Genomic DNA, 18,920 nt, shown 5'->3' with positions numbered 1-18,920 from the left:
CCTGTCGAACCTATACCAGTTCATCTTTGGTGATGCCCAATCTTTTCATCCGCGACAGCAGGGTGGTGCGCTTTAAGCCCAGCCGCTGGGCGGCGCCTTTGGGGCCGGCAACCACGCCGTTGCTCTCTTTCAGCACCCGCACGATGAGCTGATACTCGTCCTCGCCCTCCTGCGGCAGAATTTCTGCCGCCATCGGCTCCGGCTCGATGTTCAGCTCGGGCATCGACAGCTGCAGCACGCTGCCGCGGGTCAGCAGCACCGCGCGCTCAATGACGTTTTCCAGCTCGCGGACGTTGCCCGGCCACTCCATGCGGCTCAGGGTGCGCAGGGTTTCCGCCGGAATGCTGTCGATATTGCGCCCCAGACGGCGGGCAATTTTAAAGGTGAAGGCTTTGACCAGCAGCGGGATATCGTCCGGACGCTCGCGCAGCGGCGGGAGGTGGATCGGGAAAACGTTGAGCCGGTAGTAGAGATCGCTGCGGAACTCGCGATCGGCGACCATCTGCTTGAGATCGCGGTTGGTCGCGGCGATCAGCCGCACGTCGGTGCGGATCAGCTTATTGCTGCCGAGGCGCTCAAACTCCTGCTCCTGCAGCACGCGCAGCAGCTTCGGCTGCAGCTCGACCGGCATATCGCCGACCTCATCGAGAAACAGCGAGCTTTTGTCCGCCAGCTCAAAGCGACCGATGCGCTGGGCGCTGGCGCCGGTAAAGGCCCCGCGCTCGTGGCCAAACAGGTCGCTCTCCAGCAGCCCGGCGGGCATCGCCGCGCAGTTCATTTTCACCATCCGCCGGGCGTTGCGGTCGCTGAGGTTATGGATCGCGCGGGCAATCAGCTCCTTACCGGTGCCGGTTTCGCCGAGGATCAGCACGGTGCTGTCGCTGTGCGCCACCATTTCGACCTGCTTGAGCACGCTGTGCATCGCTTCGCTGCGGCCGATTATCTCGCCAAACTCGCTCTCGACGTTGTTGAGCTGCTCGGTCAGCGCGAGATTCTCATCCACCAGCCGCTCTTTCAGGCGCTGGATCTCGCGGTACGCCAGCGCGTTATCGACGGCGATCGACACGCGCTCGGCGATCTGGCGCAGCAGCTTAAGGTTGGTGGTGGTGAAGACCTTCTCATCGCACTGCGCCAGCTTCAGCACCCCAAGCAGGGTATTGCCGGACATCAGCGGCAGCAGGCACAGGGTCTGAATCTGGTTATCCCACATCTCGAAGAGCATTTTTTCGTACGGCGCCAGGGAGTCGTGCTCGTGCAGATTGAGCAGCAGCATCTCTTTGCTTTTGAACACCCGCTCGGTCAGCGTCCCGGCTTCGTTGACCTCGCTTTGGTCGTGCACCGGATGGCTGGCGTCGAGGTAGTGGGTCGAGTAGATGTTCAGCTTGCCTTTGCGGCCGCTGCGCAGCACCACGCTGATGGCGTCGATGCGGAAATAGCGGTGGATCTCTTTGGCGACCTCGCTGACCAGCTCGTCGATATCCAGCCGGGAGAGCACGGCGTTGGTGATGGCAACCAGAATGCGGAAGTTATCGCGCTCGTGGCACAGCAGATCGTAATCAACGTTATTGCTGACCCGGCTCTGGATCTGCTCGGTGACCACGGCGACGATCTGCGTGAAGGTGTGCAGGCGCTGATACTCTTTTTCCGTCCACGGACGGGCATCGTTGCGGATAAATTCGCAGCCGCCGAAGATGCGGCCTTCTGCCGCCAGCGGCAGCAGGCAGTAATAGCCGAACGACGGGTAGAGGCCGCTATCGGCCAGCTGCGGCCAGGCTTCGACAAAGGTGGCGCGGTCGCAGTGCAGCGCGTCGGGGCGCGAGAGCAGGCGCCGCACCGGCCCGTGGGCCAGCACGGTCTCATCTTCGTAGCTCACCGGCAGGCCTGCTTCGTCGCAGGCGTATCTGGCCGCCCGGTGATTGCCGGCGTTCCACAGAAGAATAGCGGCGCGATCCGCCAGCGCAGATTGCCGGACCAGACGCGTCAGCGTTTCGCTCAGCGCGGCCAGATCGGGCTGCTGTAATAAAACTCGGGTGATGTCGAACAGACCCTGCTGTCCAAAATCGCCCAACGGTGTATACGACATTGCTTAAGTCCAAAAGCGCCGCAAAGCGGCGCAGAAGAAAGTGATGACACAAATAATAGTCTGTTAATAAAGCGGTTGTGACCGCCATTAACCCATCCGTGGGTGCCCGCTGGTTTGGGCTGGATAATCATGCTGGCTTTTCCCGGCTCGCGCTGCGCTTAGCCGGGCTACAGGTGGGCGCAGTGTTGTAGCCCGGATAAGGCGTTAGCCGCAATCCGGGGGCCCGCACCGTTAACAAATTCTCGGCAGCGGCTCGGCGTGAGGAAGATCCAGCGTGCGCTTAACGCCGTACAGGCCGACGGACCGCACGCCGCTGCGCGCAACCACTTCGCCAACTATCGCCGCGTGGCGGCCGAGCGGGTGGGCCCGCAGCCGGGCCAGCGCCGCTTCCGCCGCATCGCGAGCGACGGCGATAACCAGCTTGCCTTCATTGGCAAAGTTAAGGGCATCGAGCCCCAGCAGTTCGCAAACGCCGCGAACGGTATCGTTGACCGGCAGCTCGCGTTCATTCAGCTCAATCCCGCAGCCGCTGGTGGCGGCAAACTCATGGGCCACCGCGTTAACGCCGCCGCGGGTGGCATCGCGCAGCGCTTTCACTCCGGGAAGGTCGCGCAGCGACTGAATCAGCGGGGTGAGTACCGCACAGTCGCTGGCGAGCGCCCCGTCCAGCCCGAGTCCTTCGCGTAAATTGAGAATGGTGGCCCCGTGATCCCCCAGCGTGCCGCTGACCAGCAGCACGTCGCCGGGCGCAATCTGCCGCGCTCCCCAGCGGATCGCCGAGGGGATTGCGCCGATCCCGGCGGTATTGATAAACAGCTTGTCCGCCGCCCCGCGCGGCACGACTTTGGTATCGCCGGTGACGATGGCGATGCCCGCCGCCTGCGCGGTCTGCGCCATGCTGTTAACCACCTTCTCGAGGGTGGCGATCTCCAGCCCCTCTTCGAGAATAAATCCGCAGGAGAGATAGCGCGGCAGAGCGCCGCTCACCGCCACGTCGTTAGCGGTGCCGCAGACCGCCAGCTTGCCGATATCGCCGCCGGGAAAGAACAGCGGATCGATAACGTAGCCGTCGGTTGAGAAGGCGAGGCGATCGCCCTGGGCGGCAAGCTGCGCCAGATCAAGCCGCGCCTGATCCTCCTGCTCCGCCAGCCACGGGTTGGCGAAGGCCTGCATAAACAGGGAGGCGATCAGCTGCTGCATCGCCTGACCGCCGCTGCCGTGCGCTAACTGGATGCTTTTCATACTTCGTTTTCCTGACTGCGATATTGATACCAGGCGGCGCAGGCGCCTTCTGATGAGACCATCAGCGCGCCGAACGCGCTTTGCGGATTACAGACCTGGCCGAATAGCGGACACTGATGCGGTTTGCAGCGCCCGGTCAGCACCTCGCCGCAGCGGGCTCGCGGGTCGTCGCAGACGCGCTGCGGCGTCGGGCGAAAATGGGCTTCGGCGTCGAAACGCTGATACTCAGGCGTCAGCCGAACGCCGGAATCGCTGATAACCCCAAGCCCGCGCCATTCGCTGTCGCCGGAGAGGCAGAACACCTCGGCAATCACCCGCTGCGCCAGGGGGTTACCTTCATCAGGGACCACGCGACGATACTGGTTCTCGACCTGACTGCACCGCGCTATTGTCTGCTCAACCAGCATCACCGCGCCTTGCAGTAGATCAAGAGGTTCGAATCCAGCGACCACTAACGGTCGGCGGTAGTCGCTGGCGATAAACCCGTAGGCTTCGGTACCAATGACCATGCTGACGTGGCCGGGGGCGAGGAAGGCGTCGATACCGTTGTCCGCAGTATCGAGCAGGCTGCGCAGGGTCGGGAGCAGGGTGATGTGCTGGCAGAAAAAGAAGAAGTTTTCGACGCCGCGTTCGCGCGCCTGGCGCAGGGTCAGCGCGGTGGCGGGCATGGTCGTTTCAAAGCCCAGCCCGAAGAATACCACCTCGCGGTCGGGGTTTTGCTGCGCCAGCCTGAGGGCATCGACCGGCGAATAGACGATGCGCACGTCGGCGCCGCGCGATTTTGCCTGCAGCAGGGAGCCATTTTTTCCCGGGACGCGCATCGCGTCGCCGAAGGTGCAGAAAATAACCCCCGGACGGCCGGCAATCTCAATGCAGGCGTCAATGCGGCCCATCGGCAGGACGCAGACCGGGCATCCGGGGCCGTGGATAAATTCGATATTTTCCGGCAGCAGCTGGTCGAGACCGAACTTAAAGATGGCGTGGGTATGGCCGCCGCAGACCTCCATAATCCGCAGCGGGCGGGCGGCGGTATGCGGCAGCAGGCGAGCGCGCTCCTGCAGATGTTCCACCAGCTGCAGCACCTGCTCCGGCGCGCGGTATTCATCAACGAAACGCATTATCGCTCCTCGCCGAACAGCAGGGCGCCGACGTCCGGCTCGACCTCAAACATATTTTGCAGCGCCGCGAGGGTATCGCGGGCCTCGGCTTCATTAATGATGCTCATGGCGAAGCCGACGTGCACCAGCACCCACTGGCCGAGCCGCGGCTGGCCCAGCTCATCGACGGCACCCACCAGGGTTAGGTCGACCTCGCGCTGGATGCCGCAGACTTCAACCCTGGCCTGGTTGCCCTCAATGGCGCAAATTTGTCCCGGAACGCCTATGCACATTGCTGCGCCTCCAGCCAGCTGAGCCACTGCTCCATGCCCTCGCCGCTGGTGGCGGAAAGCAGGATTATCTCAATCTCGGGGTTCACCTCCCGCGCGCAGGCGAGGCACTGCTCAACGTCAAAGTTGAGGTACGGCAGGAGATCGATTTTGTTCAGCAGCATCAGGCTGGCGGCGGCGAACATATGCGGGTACTTCAGCGGCTTGTCCTCACCTTCGGTTACCGACAGGACCGCGACCTTGTGCCGCTCGCCGAGATCGAAGCTCGCCGGGCACACCAGGTTACCGACGTTTTCAATAAACAGGATGCCGCCATCGGCAAGCTCAAGGCGCGGAGCGGCCTCGGCGATCATCTGCGCGTCGAGGTGGCAGCCCTTGCCGGTGTTGACCTGAATGGCCGGCGTGCCGGTGGCGCGGATGCGCGCCGCGTCGTTGACCGTCTGCTGGTCGCCTTCAATCACCGCGCAGGCGCTTTTCGCCTTCAGGCGCAGCAGGGTTTCGCTCAGCAGGGTGGTTTTACCGGAGCCGGGGCTGGAGACCAGGTTCAGCACCAGCTGGCCTTTGGCCGCAAAGCGGGCGCGGTTGCGGGCGGCCAGGCGGTTGTTTTTATCCAGCACGTCAATTTCAACCTCCAGCATTTTACGCTGGCTCATTCCCGGCGCATGGGTACCCGCCTCGCCGTGGCCGTAGTGCAGGTCGCCCTCGGCAGAGCGGCTGGGGGTAAAGCCGTCGGTTTTGACACCGGTAATGATCATCGGCTGGCGCGTGGCCGGCGCGAAGGGGGCGCTGCGAAACGCCGAGTGGGGGTTGCGTTCGTCACCTTCTATATAAAGGTTGCCTTCCCCACAGCCGCAGGTGGTACACATAGTTTTACTCCTGATCTATCCCGTCATACTGCACGTTGTTTCTGTGCTGGCCGCGCTCTCGCGTCGGCCGCCGCGATCCCGGCCGAATCAGGCGGGGATCACTTCTATTCTCTGAATCTGTAAGCCGTCGTCCGCCACTATCTGCAGCCCGTCGCTCTGACACTGCGGGCAGCGCCGCACGTGCTGAGAGATCAGCTGCACGTACTGCTGGCAGGACTCACACCAGCATTCGGCCTGCTGCTCGGCGATATGCAGCTCGCAGCCTTCCGCCAGCGTGCCGCGGCACACCAGCTCAAAGCAGAAGGTCAGCGCGCTGGCCTCGACGCAGGAAAAGGCCCCAACCTTGAGCCACACGCCGCTGACCCGCCGCGCGCCGGCCTGCTGCGCCTGCTGTTCAATAATTTCCAGCGCCCGCTGGCTAAGAGTGATTTCGTGCATGGTGGCCTCCACATCGCCGTAATTGACCGTATATGCAATAACGATGCCAGGGCATCGGTACGGTCGGGGAAACTGTCGATGACGATGGCCTGGTGACGTCATCGACATGTCGCTGAAGGCCCCTGTTTTTATTAATTTCTTTAAATATCAAATACATAAAAACTGGCATGGAAAATGCTTGTGCAGTGCATCTCATGCAACCGGGGGATCCGAGATGACTATTTGGGAAATAAGTGAAAAGGCGGACTACATCGCCGATCGTCACCGCCAGCATCAGGAGCAGTGGCACACCTACTGCAACTCGTTGGTTCAGGGCATCACCCTGTCGAAAGCGCGCCTGCATCATGCGATGAGCTGCGCGCCGGACAAAGAGCTGTGCTTCGTGCTGTTCGGCCACTTTCAGGTGTTTGTCGCGCTGGCGGAAGGCTTTAACAGCCACACCATCGAATACTACGTAGAAAGCAAAAATGGCGAAGATAAGCGCCTGATTGCGCAGGCGACGCTGGCCTCCGACGGCACCGTCGACGGGCGCATCAGCAACCGCTCCCGCGAGCAGGTGCTGGAGCACTATCTGGCGATCGTGGCGACCGTGTACGACCGCCTGTATGAGGCCATGGAACAGGACCAGCCGGTGGATTTAAGCCATCTGCAGCGGGCCCACTAAGCGCAAGGTGTCGACGAGTGTCGAAAATGACATCTGCACCACCTGATTTCGTCAAAAATGACTTTCACCCGAGGAAGACCCGGTGAACCGTTTTGTAATTGCTGACTCCACCGTCTGTATCGGCTGCCGCACCTGCGAAGCCGCATGCGCTGAGACGCATCGCCAGCAGGGCCTGCAGGCGATGCCGCGACTGCAGGTCATGCGTAATGAAAAAGAATCTGCGCCGCAGATGTGCCACCACTGCGAAGACGCCCCCTGCGCCGCGGTGTGTCCGGTTAACGCGATTAACCGCATCGACGGCGCGGTCCAGCTAAACGAAAGCCTGTGCGTAAGCTGCAAGCTTTGCGGCATCGCCTGCCCGTTTGGCGCGATCGAATTTTCCGGCAGCCGGCCGTTGGATATTCCGGCAAACGCCAATACGCCGCTGGCGCCCGCCGCGCCGCCCGCGCCCGCCCGCGTCAGTTCGCTGCTCGACTGGGTACCCGGCGTGCGCGCCATCGCGGTGAAATGCGATCTGTGCCATTTCGATGAGCAGGGACCCGCCTGCGTGCGTACCTGCCCGACAAAGGCGCTGCTGCTGGTGGATATCCGCGATATCGCCCAGGCCAGCAGGCGCAAGCGCGAGCTGACTTTTAATGCCGACCTCGGCGATTTGTCGCTGTTTCAGGCGCAACAGGGGGGCGTGAAGTGAACATCATCTCTTTAGTCAATCAGGCGGTGGTTTGGTACGCCGTCAGCGCCGTGCTGGCGCTGCTCTTTAGCCTGAAAAAGCCGCTCAGCGGCGCGATTGCCGGGATCGGCGGGGCGGTAGCCAGCGCGATGCTGATCGTCGTCGGAATGGGGACGCTGCTGATGCCGGGCCGGGTGAGCGCCGGGATGCTGCAGATGCTCTCCCTGCCGATTCGGATTAGCGGGATTAACGCCCTGTGGCTGCTGGCCATCGGCCTCTCGGCGCTGCCGATTTCGCTGTTTAATATCTCCTGGCACCGTCATCCAGAGGTGAAAGCGAACGGCCTGCTGGTCAACCTGCTGCTGGCGGCCGCCACCTGCGCCGTGGTGACGACCAGCTTCGGCAGCCTGGTGGTGATGGCGGAAATTATGGCTCTGTGCGGCGCCTTTCTCACCGGCTGCGCGCAGTCCGGCAAGCTGTGGTTTGCGCTGGGCCGCTTCGGCACGCTGCTGCTGGCATGGAGCTGCTGGCTGGTGTGGTCGTTTTACGGCACGCTCGATCTGGCGCAGATTAGCCTGCTGGCCGCCGGCGCTCCGCAGCAGATGCTGCTGTGGCTCCCGGCGCTGGCGGGCTTTGCGCTGCTGGCGGGGGTTATTCCGCTGCACGGCTGGGCGCCGCAGGCCCATGCCGACGCCAGCGCGCCGGCCGCCGCGCTGTTCTCCACGGTGGTGATGAAGGTGGGGCTGTTCGGCATCCTGACGGTCTCCCTGGCCGGCGGCGTGCCGCCGCTGTGGTGGGGCGTGCTGCTGCTGGTACTGGGGATGATCACCGCCTTTATCGGCGGGCTCTACGCGCTGATGGAGCACAACATCCAGCGCCTGCTGGCGTATCACAGCCTGGAAAATATCGGCATCATCCTGCTGGGGCTCGGCGCGTTTGTCACCGGCGTGGCCCTCAATAACGCCAGCCTGATGGTGCTGGGCTTTATCGGCGGGATGTATCACCTAATCAACCACGGTCTGTTCAAAACCACGCTGTTCCTTGGCGCCGGGGCGGTGTGGTTCCGCACCGGCCACCGCGATATCGAAAAGCTCGGCGGCATCGGTAAAAGAATGCCGCTGATTTCGCTCTCTATGCTGGTGGGCCTGATGGCGATGGCGGCGCTGCCGCCGCTGAACGGCTTTGCCGGCGAGTGGGTTATCTATCAGTCGTTCTTTAAGCTCAGCACCGGCGGGGCGTTTATCGGCCGCCTGCTGGGGCCAATGCTGGCGGTGGGCCTGGCGATGACCGGCGCTCTGGCGGTGATGTGCATGGCCAAAGTCTACGGCGTCACCTTCCTCGGCGCGCCGCGGAGCCAGCAGGCGGAAAACGCCACCTGCGCCCCGTGGCTGATGACCTTCAGCGTGGTGCTTTCCGCGCTCTGCTGCGTGATTGGCGGGGTGGCCGCGCCGTGGCTTCTGCCGCTGGTGGGCGGCGTGGTGCCGGCTCAGGCTCAGGTCGCGAGCGTGGTGTCGCAGCCGCCGATCGCCATTCTGCTGATCGCCTGCCCGCTGCTGCCGCTGCTGCTGATGATTTTCTTCAAAGGCGACCGCCTGCCGTCGCGCTCCCGCGGCGCGGCGTGGGTCTGCGGCTACGACCATGAGAAATCGATGGTGGTGACCGCTCACGGCTTCGCGATGCCGGTCAAAGAGGCCTTTGCCCCGCTGCTCAAGCTGCGCCACTGGCTAAACCCGGTACGCCTGATCCCCGGCTGGCACAGCGGCTCCGCGCCCGCGCTGCTGCGCGGCGTTGCGCTGATTGAGCTGGCGGTGCTGGTGGTTATTGTCATTTCACGAGGAGCCTGAGAATGAGCGTATTCGTTGCATTGTTGCAGGCGCTGGTGCTGTTTGCCGCCGCGCCGCTGCTGTCCGGCATCACCCGCGTTGCCCGCGCCCGTCTGCATAACCGCCGCGGGCCGGGCGTGCTGCAGGAGTATCGGGACATTATCAAGCTGCTGGGGCGCCAGAGTATCGGCCCCGACGCCTCCGGCTGGGTATTCCGCCTGATGCCCTACGTGATGGTCGGCGTGATGCTGACCATCGCCACCGCGCTGCCGGTGGTCACCGTAGACTCGCCGATGGCGGGGCTGGGCGACCTGATTACGCTGATCTATCTGTTTGCCATCGCCCGCTTCTTCTTTGCGATCGCCGGGCTCGACACCGGCAGCCCGTTTACCGCTATCGGCGCCAGCCGTGAAGCGATGCTCGGCGTGCTGGTGGAGCCGATTCTGCTGCTGGGACTGTGGGTGGCGGCGCAGGTTGCCGGCTCAACCCATATCAGCAGCATCACCGATACCGTCTACCACTGGCCCGCCGCGCGCAGCATTCCGCTGCTCCTCGCGCTGGCCGCCTGCGCTTTTGCCACCTTTATCGAAATGGGCAAGCTGCCGTTCGACCTTGCCGAGGCGGAGCAGGAGCTGCAGGAAGGGCCGCTGACCGAATACAGCGGCAGCGGCTTCGCGGTGCTGAAATGGGGGATTAGCCTCAAGCAGCTGGTGGTCCTGCAGATGTTTGTCGGCGTGTTTATTCCGTGGGGGCAGATGACCAGCTTTAGCGTCGGCGGGCTGCTGCTGGCGCTGGTCGTCGCGGTCGTCAAGCTGGTGGCCGGCGTCCTGATTATTGCCCTGTTTGAAAACAGCATGGCGCGCCTGCGCTTTTGTGCCACGTCCCGCGTTACCTGGGCCGGTTTTGGCTTTGCCTTTTTAGCCTTCGTCTCCTTGCTGGTGGCGTGATTTAAGAGAGTTTTATATATGAACGAAGAAAAACCGGGTCAACGCTATCTCGCCGCGCTGCATCAGGCCTTCCCGGGCGTGGTGCTGGACGAGGCCTGGCAGACCAACGATCAGCTCACCGTCACGGTGAAGATTAACTATCTCCCGGAAGTGGTGGAGTTTCTCTACTACCGGCAGGGCGGCTGGCTGTCGGTGCTGTTCGGCAACGACGAGCGCAAGCTCAACGGCCACTATGCCGTTTACTACGTGCTGTCGATGGAGCAGGGGACCAAATGCTGGATAACCGTGCGCGTGGAAGTGGACGCCAATAAGCCGGAATATCCGTCGGTGACGCCGCGGGTGCCCGCGGCGGTATGGGGCGAGCGCGAAGTGCGCGACATGTACGGCCTGCTGCCGGTTGGCCTGCCGGACGAGCGCCGTCTGGTGCTGCCGGACGACTGGCCGGACGAACTCTACCCGCTGCGCAAAGACAGCATGGATTACCGTCAGCGCCCGGCGCCGACCACCGATGCGGAAACCTACGAGTTCATTAACGAGCTGGGCAGTAAGAAGAATAACGTGGTGCCGATTGGCCCGCTGCACGTCACCTCCGATGAGCCGGGCCACTTCCGCCTGTTCGTTGACGGCGAAAATATTATCGACGCCGACTACCGCCTGTTCTACGTCCATCGCGGGATGGAGAAGCTGGCGGAAACCCGGATGGGCTACAACGAAGTGACCTTCCTCTCCGACCGGGTGTGCGGCATCTGCGGCTTTGCCCACAGCACCGCCTACACCACCTCGGTTGAGAACGCGATGGGCATCGTGGTGCCGGAGCGGGCGCAGATGATCCGCGCCATTCTGCTGGAGGTGGAGCGTCTGCATTCGCACCTGCTCAACCTCGGCCTCGCCTGCCACTTCACCGGCTTCGACTCCGGCTTTATGCAGTTCTTCCGCGTACGCGAGACGTCGATGAAAATGGCGGAGATCCTCACCGGGGCGCGTAAAACCTACGGCCTGAACCTGATTGGCGGCATCCGTCGCGACCTGCTGAAAGAGGATATGATCCAGACCCGCCAGCTGGCGCAGCAGATGCGCCGCGACGTGCAGGAGCTGGTGGAGATGCTGCTCAGCACGCCGAACATGGCGCAGCGCACCGTCGGCATCGGCCGCCTCGACCCGCAAATCGCCCGCGACTTCAGCAACGTTGGCCCGATGGTGCGCGCCAGCGGCCACGCGCGCGATACCCGCGCCGACCATCCGTTCGTCGGCTACGGCCTGCTGCCGATGGAAGTGCACAGCGAGCAGGGCTGCGACGTGATTTCGCGCCTCAAGGTGCGCATCAACGAGGTCTACACCGCGCTGAATATGATCGACTTTGGCCTCGACAATCTGCCGGGCGGCCCGCTGATGGTGGACGGCTTCACCTATATCCCACACCGTTTTGCGCTGGGCTTCTCGGAAGCGCCGCGCGGGGATGATATCCACTGGAGCATGACCGGCGATAACCAGAAGCTCTACCGCTGGCGCTGCCGGGCGGCGACCTACGCCAACTGGCCGACCCTGCGCTATATGCTGCGCGGCAACACCGTTTCCGATGCGCCGCTGATTATCGGCAGCCTCGATCCCTGCTACTCCTGTACCGACCGAATGACCGTGGTCGACGTGCGGAAGAAGAAAAGCAAAGTGGTGCCGTACAAAGAGCTGGAGCGCTACAGCATCGAGCGTAAAAACTCGCCGCTGAAATAAGGAGCCGCCATGTTTACCTTTATCAAAAAAGTCATTAAGACCGGTGCCGCGACGCACGCTTACCCGCTGGAGCCGATGCCGGTAGATAAAAACTTCCGCGGCAAGCCGGAGCACAGCCCCCAGCAGTGCATCGGCTGCGCGGCCTGCGTTAACGCCTGCCCGTCGAATGCCCTGACGGTGGAGACCGACCTCGTCACTCACCAGTTGGCGTGGCAGTTCAACCTCGGGCGCTGCATCTTTTGCGGCCGCTGCGAGGAGGTGTGCCCGACGGCGGCGATTAAGCTCTCGCAGGAGTACGAGCTGGCGGTGTGGAAGAAAGAGGATTTCCTCCAGCAGTCGCGCTTTGATATTTGCCGCTGCCGGGCGTGCGCGCGTCCTTTCGCCGTGCAAAAAGAGATCGATTACGCCATCGCGCTGCTGGAGCACAACGGCGACACCCGCGCCGAGCTGCACCGCGAAAGCTTCGAGACCTGCCCGGAGTGCAAGCGCCAGAAGTGCCTGGTGCCGTCCGATCGTATTGAACTGACTCGCCATATGAGAGAGGCCAGCTGATGAGCAATTTACTGGGCCCGCGCGATGAAAACGGCATTCCTGTGCCGATGACGGTAGATGAGTCTATCGCCAGCATGAAGGCATCGCTGCTGAAGAGTATTAAGCGTTCCGCCTACGTGTACCGCGTGGACTGCGGCGGCTGCAACGGCTGCGAAATTGAGATTTTTGCCACCCTTTCGCCGCTGTTTGATGCCGAACGCTTCGGAATAAAGGTCGTTCCGTCGCCGCGTCACGCCGATATCCTGCTGTTCACCGGGGCGGTGACCCGCGCCATGCGCTCACCGGCGCTGCGCGCCTGGCAGTCCGCACCGGACCCGAAAATCTGCATCTCCTACGGCGCCTGCGGCAACAGCGGCGGCATCTTCCATGACCTGTACTGCGTCTGGGGCGGCACCGACAAAATTGTGCCGGTTGATGTCTATATTCCCGGCTGCCCGCCGACGCCGGCGGCGACGCTGTACGGCTTTGCCATGGCGCTAGGCCTGCTGGAGCAGAAAATTCACGCCCGGCTGCCGGGCGAGCAGGATGAGAAGGCGGCGGAAATTCTGCATCCGAATATGGTCCAGCCGCTGCGGGTGCGCATCGACCGCGAAGCGCGCCGCCTGGCGGGCTATCGCTACGGTCGGCAGATTGCCGATGACTATATGCGCCTGCTCGGCCAGGGCGACAGCCAGGTTGTGCGCTGGCTGGAGGCGGAAAAAGATCCGCGTCTGACCGAGATAGTCACCCATCTCAATCAGGTGGTTGAGGAGGCGCGCATCCGATGAGCGAAACGGTGGTATTCAGCCAGCTGAGCCGTAAATTTATCGATGAGAACGACGCCACGCCTGACCAGGCGCAGCAGGTTGTCTATTACAGCCTGGCGATTGGTCACCATCTCGGGGTTATCGACTGCCTGGAAACGGCGCTGAGCTGCCCGTGGGATGAGTACCTGGCGTGGATCGCCACCCTTGAGGCGGGCAGCACTGCCCGGCGTAAAATGGAAGGCGTGCCGAAGTACGGCGAAATCGTTATCGACAGCAATCACGTCACCATGCTGGCCAACGCCTTCGATAAGGCGCAGGCCGGGCAGACGCCGGCGCAGCAGGCGTGGAGCAGGCTGATGCTCAGCATGCTTCACGATATTCACCAGGAAAGCGCCATCTATCTGATGGTGAGGAGACTCCGTGACTGACGTTTTACTCTGCGTGGGCAACAGCATGATGGGCGACGACGGCGCGGGTCCGCTGCTGGCGGAAACGTGCGCGGCAAACCCGACGGGCGGCTGGGTAGTGATTGACGGCGGCAGCGCCCCGGAAAACGACGTCGTCGCGATCCGCGAGCTGCGCCCCGACCGCCTGCTGATCGTCGACGCCACCGATATGGGGCTTAACCCCGGCGAGATCCGCATCGTCGATCCCGACGACATCGCCGAGATGTTTATGATGACCACCCACAATATGCCGCTCAACTATCTGATCGATCAGCTGAAAGAGGACGTTGGCGAGGTGATTTTCTTAGGCATTCAGCCGGATATCGTCGGCTTCTACTATCCGATGACCCAGCCGATTAAGGACGCGGTGGCCGAGGTTTACCGGCGGCTGAACGGCTGGCAGGGCCTCGGCGGATTTGCTCCGCTGGAGGCGGTGGCGGAGTAAGGTTTCCCCGGAGAGGCGGCGGCGGCGCTTCTCCGGGGAATTGCCGCTACTCGAGGTCTTCGCCGTTGCTGGCAATGACCTTTTTATACCACCAGAACGACTTCTTGCGCTTACGGTCGAGGGTACCGTTGCCGGCGTCATCGCGGTCAACGTAGACGAAGCCGTAGCGTTTGCTCATCTCGCCGGTGGAGGCGGCCACCAGGTCAATACAGCCCCAGCTGGTGTAGCCCATTACCGGGATACCGTCTTCGATAGCGTCGCCCATCGCTTTGATGTGCTCGCGCAGATAGCTGATGCGGTAGTCGTCGTTAATTTCGCCGTTGGCGTCGATTTCATCCCGCGCGCCGAGGCCATTTTCCACGAGGAATAGCGGCTTCTGGTAGCGGTCATACATCATATTCATGGTGATGCGCAGGCCGAGAGGGTCGATTCCCCAGCCCCATTCGCTGGCCTGAATATAGGGGTTTTTTAACGACTTCACGATATTGGCCGCGTTGGTATTGCTGGCGTTCATCTCCGCCGAGGCGCAGCGCGAGGCGTAGTAGCTGAAGGAGACAAAATCGACGGTGTTGCGCAGGATCTCGTCGTCGCCCGGCTCTTTGACAATCGTCACGCCCTTCTCGCGGAGCATCCGCGCCGCCCATACCGGCCAGGCGCCGCGCGCCTGCACGTCGATAAAGAGCAGGTTTTCGCGATCTTTTTCCAGCGCCATCCACACATCTTCCGGCTTGCAGGACCAGGGGTAGAAATTGCCGCCCGCCAGCATGCAGCCCACCTGATTTTGCGCGTTCACCTCGTGGGCGATTTTGGTCACCTGGGCGCTGGCAATCAGCTCGTGGTGCGCGGCCTGGTACTTCACCTGATCCTGATTCTCCCCCTCTTCGAACGCCAGGCCGGCGCCGGAGTAGGGGCTATGGAGCATGATGTTGATTTCGTTGAAGGTCAGCCAGTACTTCACCAGCCCGTCGAAGGCTTCAAAGCAGGTGCGGGCGTAGTGGGTAAAGAACCCGACCATTTTGCGATTGCGCCAGGAGCCGTACTCGGTCACCAGATGCATCGGCACGTCGAAGTGGCACAGGGTCACCAGCGGCTCGATATTGTGCTTTTTACACTCCTCAAACAGCGAGCGGTAGAAGGCGATCCCCTGCGCATTCGGCTCCTGCTCGTCGCCGTTGGGGAACAGGCGGCTCCAGGCAATAGAGGTGCGAAATACGCTAAAGCCCATCTCCGCCATCAGGGCGATATCCTCTTTATAGCGATGATAAAAATCGATCGCCGTATGGCTGGGATAGAACTCATCGTCACGCAGCTGAAAGCGCTTTTCCAGCCCCAGCTTGACCGGCAGGCGCCTGGCGCCGTGGGGAAGGGTATCGACGGTAGTTAGCCCTTTGCCGCCCTCCAGATATGCCCCTTCAGCCTGGTTGGCGGCCAGTGCGCCGCCCCATAAAAATCCGTTTGGAAAAGTCGCCATGCGTTACCTCTGTGTCAAAAATTATGTTCAGGCGTGCGATGCTTCGGCCGTCGCCTGGCGCTGTCGGGCATCGGCGGCGGCATCTTCCACCGGGATATCCTCAAAGCCGAGCAGCAGGGTCAGCACAAACGACAGCACCACCGCCAGCGCCATCACGCCGAAGACCCAGACGAGGGTCATCGGATTCGCCGGATCGAAGAACTGGACGCTGGTAAACAGCCCCGGCGCCGCCATTGAGTGGCTGGCAAGCCCGGCGATGCCGGCTACCGCGCCGCAGATAAAGCCGCTGATCAGGCTGGCGATCAGCGGGCGTTTAAGCCGTATTGCGACCCCGTACAGCGCCGGCTCGGAGATCCCGGCCAGAATAGCCGAGGCTGCTGCCGCCAGCGCCGTCTGGCGCAGCTCCGGGTTTTTCGTTTTCCACGCCACCGCCAGCGACGAGCCGCCCAGCGACAGGTTGGCGCCGATTTCTGACGGCATCACCATCCCCTCTTTGCCGGTTTCGGCAATGGTCTGAATGATAGTCGGCGTAAAGACGCGGTGCATCCCGGTCATCACCAGCAGCGGCCACAGGGCGCCCATAATCGCCACCGACAGCCAGCCGAGGTAGTGGTGTACGGTGTAAACCAGCGCCGAGATGGCGCTGCCGATCCAGATCCCGAGCGGGCCGATCAGCAGAATGGCCAGCGGCGCGGCGATCAGCACGATCAGCATCGGCTTAAGGAAGTTTTTCGTCACCGCCGGGGTGATCCTGTCGACCCAGCGCTCGATATAGGAGAGGCACCAGGTCATCACCAGCGCCGGGATCACGGTGTAGGTATATTTCACCGCGGTGACCGGAATAAAGGCGAACTCGACGTGTTCGCCCTGAGCGGCCTTAGCCATCAGCTCGATAAAGCTCGGGTGCACCAGCACCCCGGCAATGGCAATTGCCAGCGACATATTGGTTTTGAATTTGACCGCCGCGGAGGCGGCCACCATCAGCGGCAGGAAGAAGAAGGCGCCGTCGCCAATCACCGTCAGGATGGTGAGCGTCGGCGCGCCTTTCGGCAGGACGCCGCTCATCTCGAGGATCATCGCCAGCAGCTTGACCATCGATCCGCCGATAATTGCCGGGATCAGCGGCGACATGGTGCCGATCAGCGCATCGAGGATCCCGGCACCGACCCGCCTGAAGGTCAGCGGCGGCTTGCCCACGGGCTCCGCCGGGCGCATCTCACCCGGCAGCAGGCTCACGACTTCGCGGTAGGCCTGGGAGACGGTGTTGCCGACGATCACCTGGCACTGGTTATCGCTGCGCACGACGCCCAGTACGCCTTTCAGCCCTTTTAGGGTCGCGCTATCCACCCGCTCGTTGTCTTTGACCACGAAACGAAGGCGGGTCATGCAGTGGGTGACGGCGGTGACGTTATCAACGCCGCCAATCGCCGAGACGATCTGCTGTGCCAGGGCTGCATAATTTTTAGACATCGGATTTTATCCTGTTTATCAATGGGGTACTGGCTTTTCACCGCGCCGCAAAGCGGCAGGGCAGCGTGCATAGGTAGGAAACCGGTTCCACAAAATCATGATTAGTTTCACCTTCGCAAACAAGATCTAAAAAAATCATATTTCCGTTTTGTGATTTTGATCGGCTTATACCGCAGAAAAGAATCTGCCCGGCGCGCGCGTCAAGGCTGTAAAACGGCAGGGCGTGCAGTACACTGCGGGCATCTTTTGCAACAGGAAGAACAACATGGCAACGATGCTGGAGGTCGCTAAGCGCGCAGGGGTGTCGAAGGCGACGGTTTCACGGGTGCTATCGGGCAACGGCTACGTCAGCCAGGAGACGAAAGATCGCGTGTTCCAGGCCGTTGCCGAAAGCGGCTACCGGCCGAACCTGCTGGCGCGCAATCTGGCTACCAAAAAGAGCCAGACCCTGGGGCTGGTGGTCACCAATACCCTCTATCACGGGGTTTACTTCAGCGAGCTGCTGTTTCAGGTGGCGCGGATGACCGAAGACAAGGGGCGTCAGCTGATCCTCGCCGACGGCAAGCACAGCGCCGACGAGGAGCGGGAGGCGATTCAGTACCTCCTCGACCTGCGCTGCGACGCGATTATTATCTACCCGCGCTTTCTGAGCGTCGATGAAATGGACGCCATCGTTGAGCAGCACGAAAGGCCGATCATGGTGCTTAACCGCCGCCTGCGGCGCAACGCCAGCCACTGCGTCTGGTCCGATCAAAAAGCCTCGGCCCTGGCCGCGGTACGCCAGCTCATCGCCCGCGGCCATCGCGAAATTGCCTTTATCACCGGCTCGCTGGATTCACCGACCGGCATCGAGCGTCTCGCCGGCTACAAAGAGGCGCTGACCCAGCACGATATCGCGCTCAACGACGCGCTGATCGTGAAGGGCAAATGGACGCCGGAAACCGGCGCGGCCGGGGTTGAGACGCTGCGTCAGCGCGGCGTTAGCTACAGCGCGCTGGTGGCGAGCAACGACGATATGGCGATTGGTGCGATGAAGCAGCTGCATCTGCACGGCGTGAAGGTGCCGGAGCAGGTCTCGGTGATTGGCTTCGATGACATCGTGCTGGCGCCCTATATGATCCCGGCGCTGTCCAGCGTCAAAATTCCGGTGACGGAGATGATCAAAGAGAGCATTAACCGGCTGATTTTTATGCTCGACGGCGGCGATCTAAAATTCCAGCAAACCTTCCCCGGCGAGCTGATTGAGCGCGATTCTCTTACCGCTGGCCCCGGCGTCTGAGATCGTCATCTGTCATCGTCACATCTGACGATGACAGAAAACAGCTAATTAATTCCTTTTACTATCAATGCGATAAAAACTGGAACGTATTATGCATACTCCGGCGCGTAACCTTCTTACTGCTGGAGAAATGGATGAACCGTTTCATTATTGCCGACGCGAGCAAATGCATCGGCTGTCGCACCTGCGAAGTCGCCTGCGTGGTCTCTCATCAGGCCAATCAGGACTGCGCCGCGCTGACGCCAAAATCTTTTTTACCGCGTATCCATGTGATCAAGGGCGTCAACGTGTCGACGGCCACCGCCTGTCGTCAGTGTGAAGACGCGCCCTGCGCTAACGTCTGCCCGAACGGGGCCATCAGCCGCGATAAGGGCTTTGTCCACGTGATGCAGGAGCGCTGCATCGGCTGTAAAACCTGCGTCGTGGCCTGCCCGTACGGGGCGATGGAAGTGGTGGTGCGTCCGGTGATCCGCAATAGCGGCGCGGGCCTGAACGTGACGGCGGAAAAAGCCGAAGCCAATAAGTGCGACCTTTGTCATCATCGCGAAGAGGGGCCGGCCTGTATGGACGTCTGCCCGACGCACGCGCTTATCTGCGTTGACCGCAACAAGCTCGAGCAGATGAATATTGAAAAACGTCGTCGTACGGCGCTGGCCTGGTAGG

19 protein-coding genes are annotated in these 18,920 nt (G+C 62.0%); 11 read left to right on the top strand and 8 right to left on the bottom strand.

Annotation, left to right across the window (positions count from 1 at the left end):
- Positions 1–10 precede the first annotated feature (10 nt).
- The 6 genes from flhA to hypA form a co-directional block, all read right to left on the bottom strand.
- The gene (gene flhA, locus RTE01_RS11485) at positions 11–2,083 is read right to left on the bottom strand and encodes a formate hydrogenlyase transcriptional activator FlhA (RefSeq protein WP_141335030.1); all 2,073 of its coding nucleotides are present in this window, start codon (positions 2,081–2,083) and stop codon (positions 11–13) included.
- A gap of 231 nt (positions 2,084–2,314) precedes the next feature.
- Positions 2,315–3,325 (bottom strand): hydrogenase expression/formation protein HypE, encoded by a 1,011-nt coding sequence (gene hypE, locus RTE01_RS11480; protein WP_041146906.1) that lies wholly within the window; start codon positions 3,323–3,325, stop codon positions 2,315–2,317.
- On the bottom strand, positions 3,322–4,443 hold the full coding sequence (hypD, locus tag RTE01_RS11475; RefSeq protein ID WP_141335028.1) for a hydrogenase formation protein HypD: 1,122 nt from the start codon (positions 4,441–4,443) through the stop codon (positions 3,322–3,324). Before hypD ends, hypE begins: the two co-directional genes overlap by 4 nt.
- Positions 4,443–4,715: a HypC/HybG/HupF family hydrogenase formation chaperone gene (locus tag RTE01_RS11470; RefSeq protein ID WP_041146904.1), complete on the bottom strand. Its 273-nt coding sequence runs from the start codon at positions 4,713–4,715 to the stop codon at positions 4,443–4,445. The genes hypD and RTE01_RS11470 overlap by 1 nt, the downstream gene beginning before the upstream one ends.
- The gene (hypB, locus tag RTE01_RS11465; protein WP_134527391.1) at positions 4,706–5,578 is read right to left on the bottom strand and encodes a hydrogenase nickel incorporation protein HypB; all 873 of its coding nucleotides are present in this window, start codon (positions 5,576–5,578) and stop codon (positions 4,706–4,708) included. The genes RTE01_RS11470 and hypB overlap by 10 nt, the downstream gene beginning before the upstream one ends.
- 87 nt (positions 5,579–5,665) lie before the next feature.
- Positions 5,666–6,016: a hydrogenase maturation nickel metallochaperone HypA gene (hypA, locus tag RTE01_RS11460; RefSeq protein WP_041146902.1), complete on the bottom strand. Its 351-nt coding sequence runs from the start codon at positions 6,014–6,016 to the stop codon at positions 5,666–5,668.
- A 214-nt stretch (positions 6,017–6,230) separates the two neighbouring features.
- Between hypA and hycA the strand changes: the two genes are divergently transcribed.
- The 9 genes from hycA to hycI all read left to right on the top strand — a co-directional run bounded on the left by hycA (position 6,231) and on the right by hycI (position 14,037).
- Positions 6,231–6,680 carry a formate hydrogenlyase regulator HycA gene (gene hycA, locus RTE01_RS11455; protein WP_041146901.1) on the top strand — a complete coding sequence of 150 codons (450 nt, stop codon included), beginning with the start codon at positions 6,231–6,233 and terminating at the stop codon, positions 6,678–6,680.
- Between the two features lie 82 nt (positions 6,681–6,762).
- Positions 6,763–7,371 (top strand): 4Fe-4S dicluster domain-containing protein, encoded by a 609-nt coding sequence (locus RTE01_RS11450; RefSeq protein ID WP_041146900.1) that lies wholly within the window; start codon positions 6,763–6,765, stop codon positions 7,369–7,371.
- Entirely contained in the window at positions 7,368–9,194 is a 1,827-nt protein-coding gene (gene hycC, locus RTE01_RS11445; protein ID WP_141335026.1) for a formate hydrogenlyase subunit 3, read from the top strand. The genes RTE01_RS11450 and hycC overlap by 4 nt, the downstream gene beginning before the upstream one ends.
- A 2-nt stretch (positions 9,195–9,196) precedes the next feature.
- Positions 9,197–10,120 (top strand): respiratory chain complex I subunit 1 family protein, encoded by a 924-nt coding sequence (locus RTE01_RS11440; protein WP_041146898.1) that lies wholly within the window; start codon positions 9,197–9,199, stop codon positions 10,118–10,120.
- Positions 10,121–10,138: 18 nt separating this feature from the next.
- Positions 10,139–11,848, top strand: coding sequence for a formate hydrogenlyase subunit HycE (hycE, locus tag RTE01_RS11435; protein ID WP_045857645.1), 1,710 nt, complete (start codon positions 10,139–10,141; stop codon positions 11,846–11,848).
- A gap of 9 nt (positions 11,849–11,857) precedes the next feature.
- A complete protein-coding gene (locus RTE01_RS11430) occupies positions 11,858–12,400 on the top strand; it encodes a formate hydrogenlyase complex iron-sulfur subunit (RefSeq protein WP_076946039.1) in 543 nt (180 codons plus the stop codon).
- The gene (locus RTE01_RS11425; protein ID WP_041146895.1) at positions 12,400–13,167 is read left to right on the top strand and encodes an NADH-quinone oxidoreductase subunit B family protein; all 768 of its coding nucleotides are present in this window, start codon (positions 12,400–12,402) and stop codon (positions 13,165–13,167) included. Before RTE01_RS11430 ends, RTE01_RS11425 begins: the two co-directional genes overlap by 1 nt.
- Positions 13,164–13,574, top strand: a complete 411-nt coding sequence (locus RTE01_RS11420; RefSeq protein ID WP_041146894.1) for a formate hydrogenlyase maturation HycH family protein — start codon at positions 13,164–13,166, stop codon at positions 13,572–13,574. The genes RTE01_RS11425 and RTE01_RS11420 overlap by 4 nt, the downstream gene beginning before the upstream one ends.
- On the top strand, positions 13,567–14,037 hold the full coding sequence (gene hycI / locus RTE01_RS11415; protein WP_134527388.1) for a hydrogenase maturation peptidase HycI: 471 nt from the start codon (positions 13,567–13,569) through the stop codon (positions 14,035–14,037). Before RTE01_RS11420 ends, hycI begins: the two co-directional genes overlap by 8 nt.
- Positions 14,038–14,083: 46 nt before the next feature.
- On the opposite strand, the gene RTE01_RS11410 is transcribed toward hycI, so the two are convergent.
- Both RTE01_RS11410 and ascF read right to left on the bottom strand, forming a co-directional pair.
- Positions 14,084–15,508, bottom strand: coding sequence for a 6-phospho-beta-glucosidase (locus RTE01_RS11410; protein ID WP_041146892.1), 1,425 nt, complete (start codon positions 15,506–15,508; stop codon positions 14,084–14,086).
- A 27-nt stretch (positions 15,509–15,535) separates the two neighbouring features.
- Positions 15,536–16,978 carry a PTS cellobiose/arbutin/salicin transporter subunit IIBC gene (gene ascF, locus RTE01_RS11405; RefSeq protein ID WP_041146891.1) on the bottom strand — a complete coding sequence of 481 codons (1,443 nt, stop codon included), beginning with the start codon at positions 16,976–16,978 and terminating at the stop codon, positions 15,536–15,538.
- 265 nt (positions 16,979–17,243) lie between these two features.
- Here ascF and RTE01_RS11400 point away from each other — a divergent pair, with 265 nt between their 5' ends.
- Entirely contained in the window at positions 17,244–18,257 is a 1,014-nt protein-coding gene (locus RTE01_RS11400) for a LacI family DNA-binding transcriptional regulator (RefSeq protein WP_134527384.1), read from the top strand.
- Positions 18,258–18,391: 134 nt separating this feature from the next.
- Positions 18,392–18,919, top strand: a complete 528-nt coding sequence (gene hydN / locus RTE01_RS11395; protein ID WP_041146888.1) for an electron transport protein HydN — start codon at positions 18,392–18,394, stop codon at positions 18,917–18,919.
- The last annotated feature ends 1 nt before the right edge of the window (position 18,920 follow it).

The organism is Klebsiella terrigena, from assembly GCF_006539725.1.
GTDB classification, from domain to species: Bacteria; Pseudomonadota; Gammaproteobacteria; order Enterobacterales; family Enterobacteriaceae; genus Klebsiella; species Klebsiella terrigena.
This window is presented reverse-complemented; position numbering and strand designations above follow the sequence as displayed.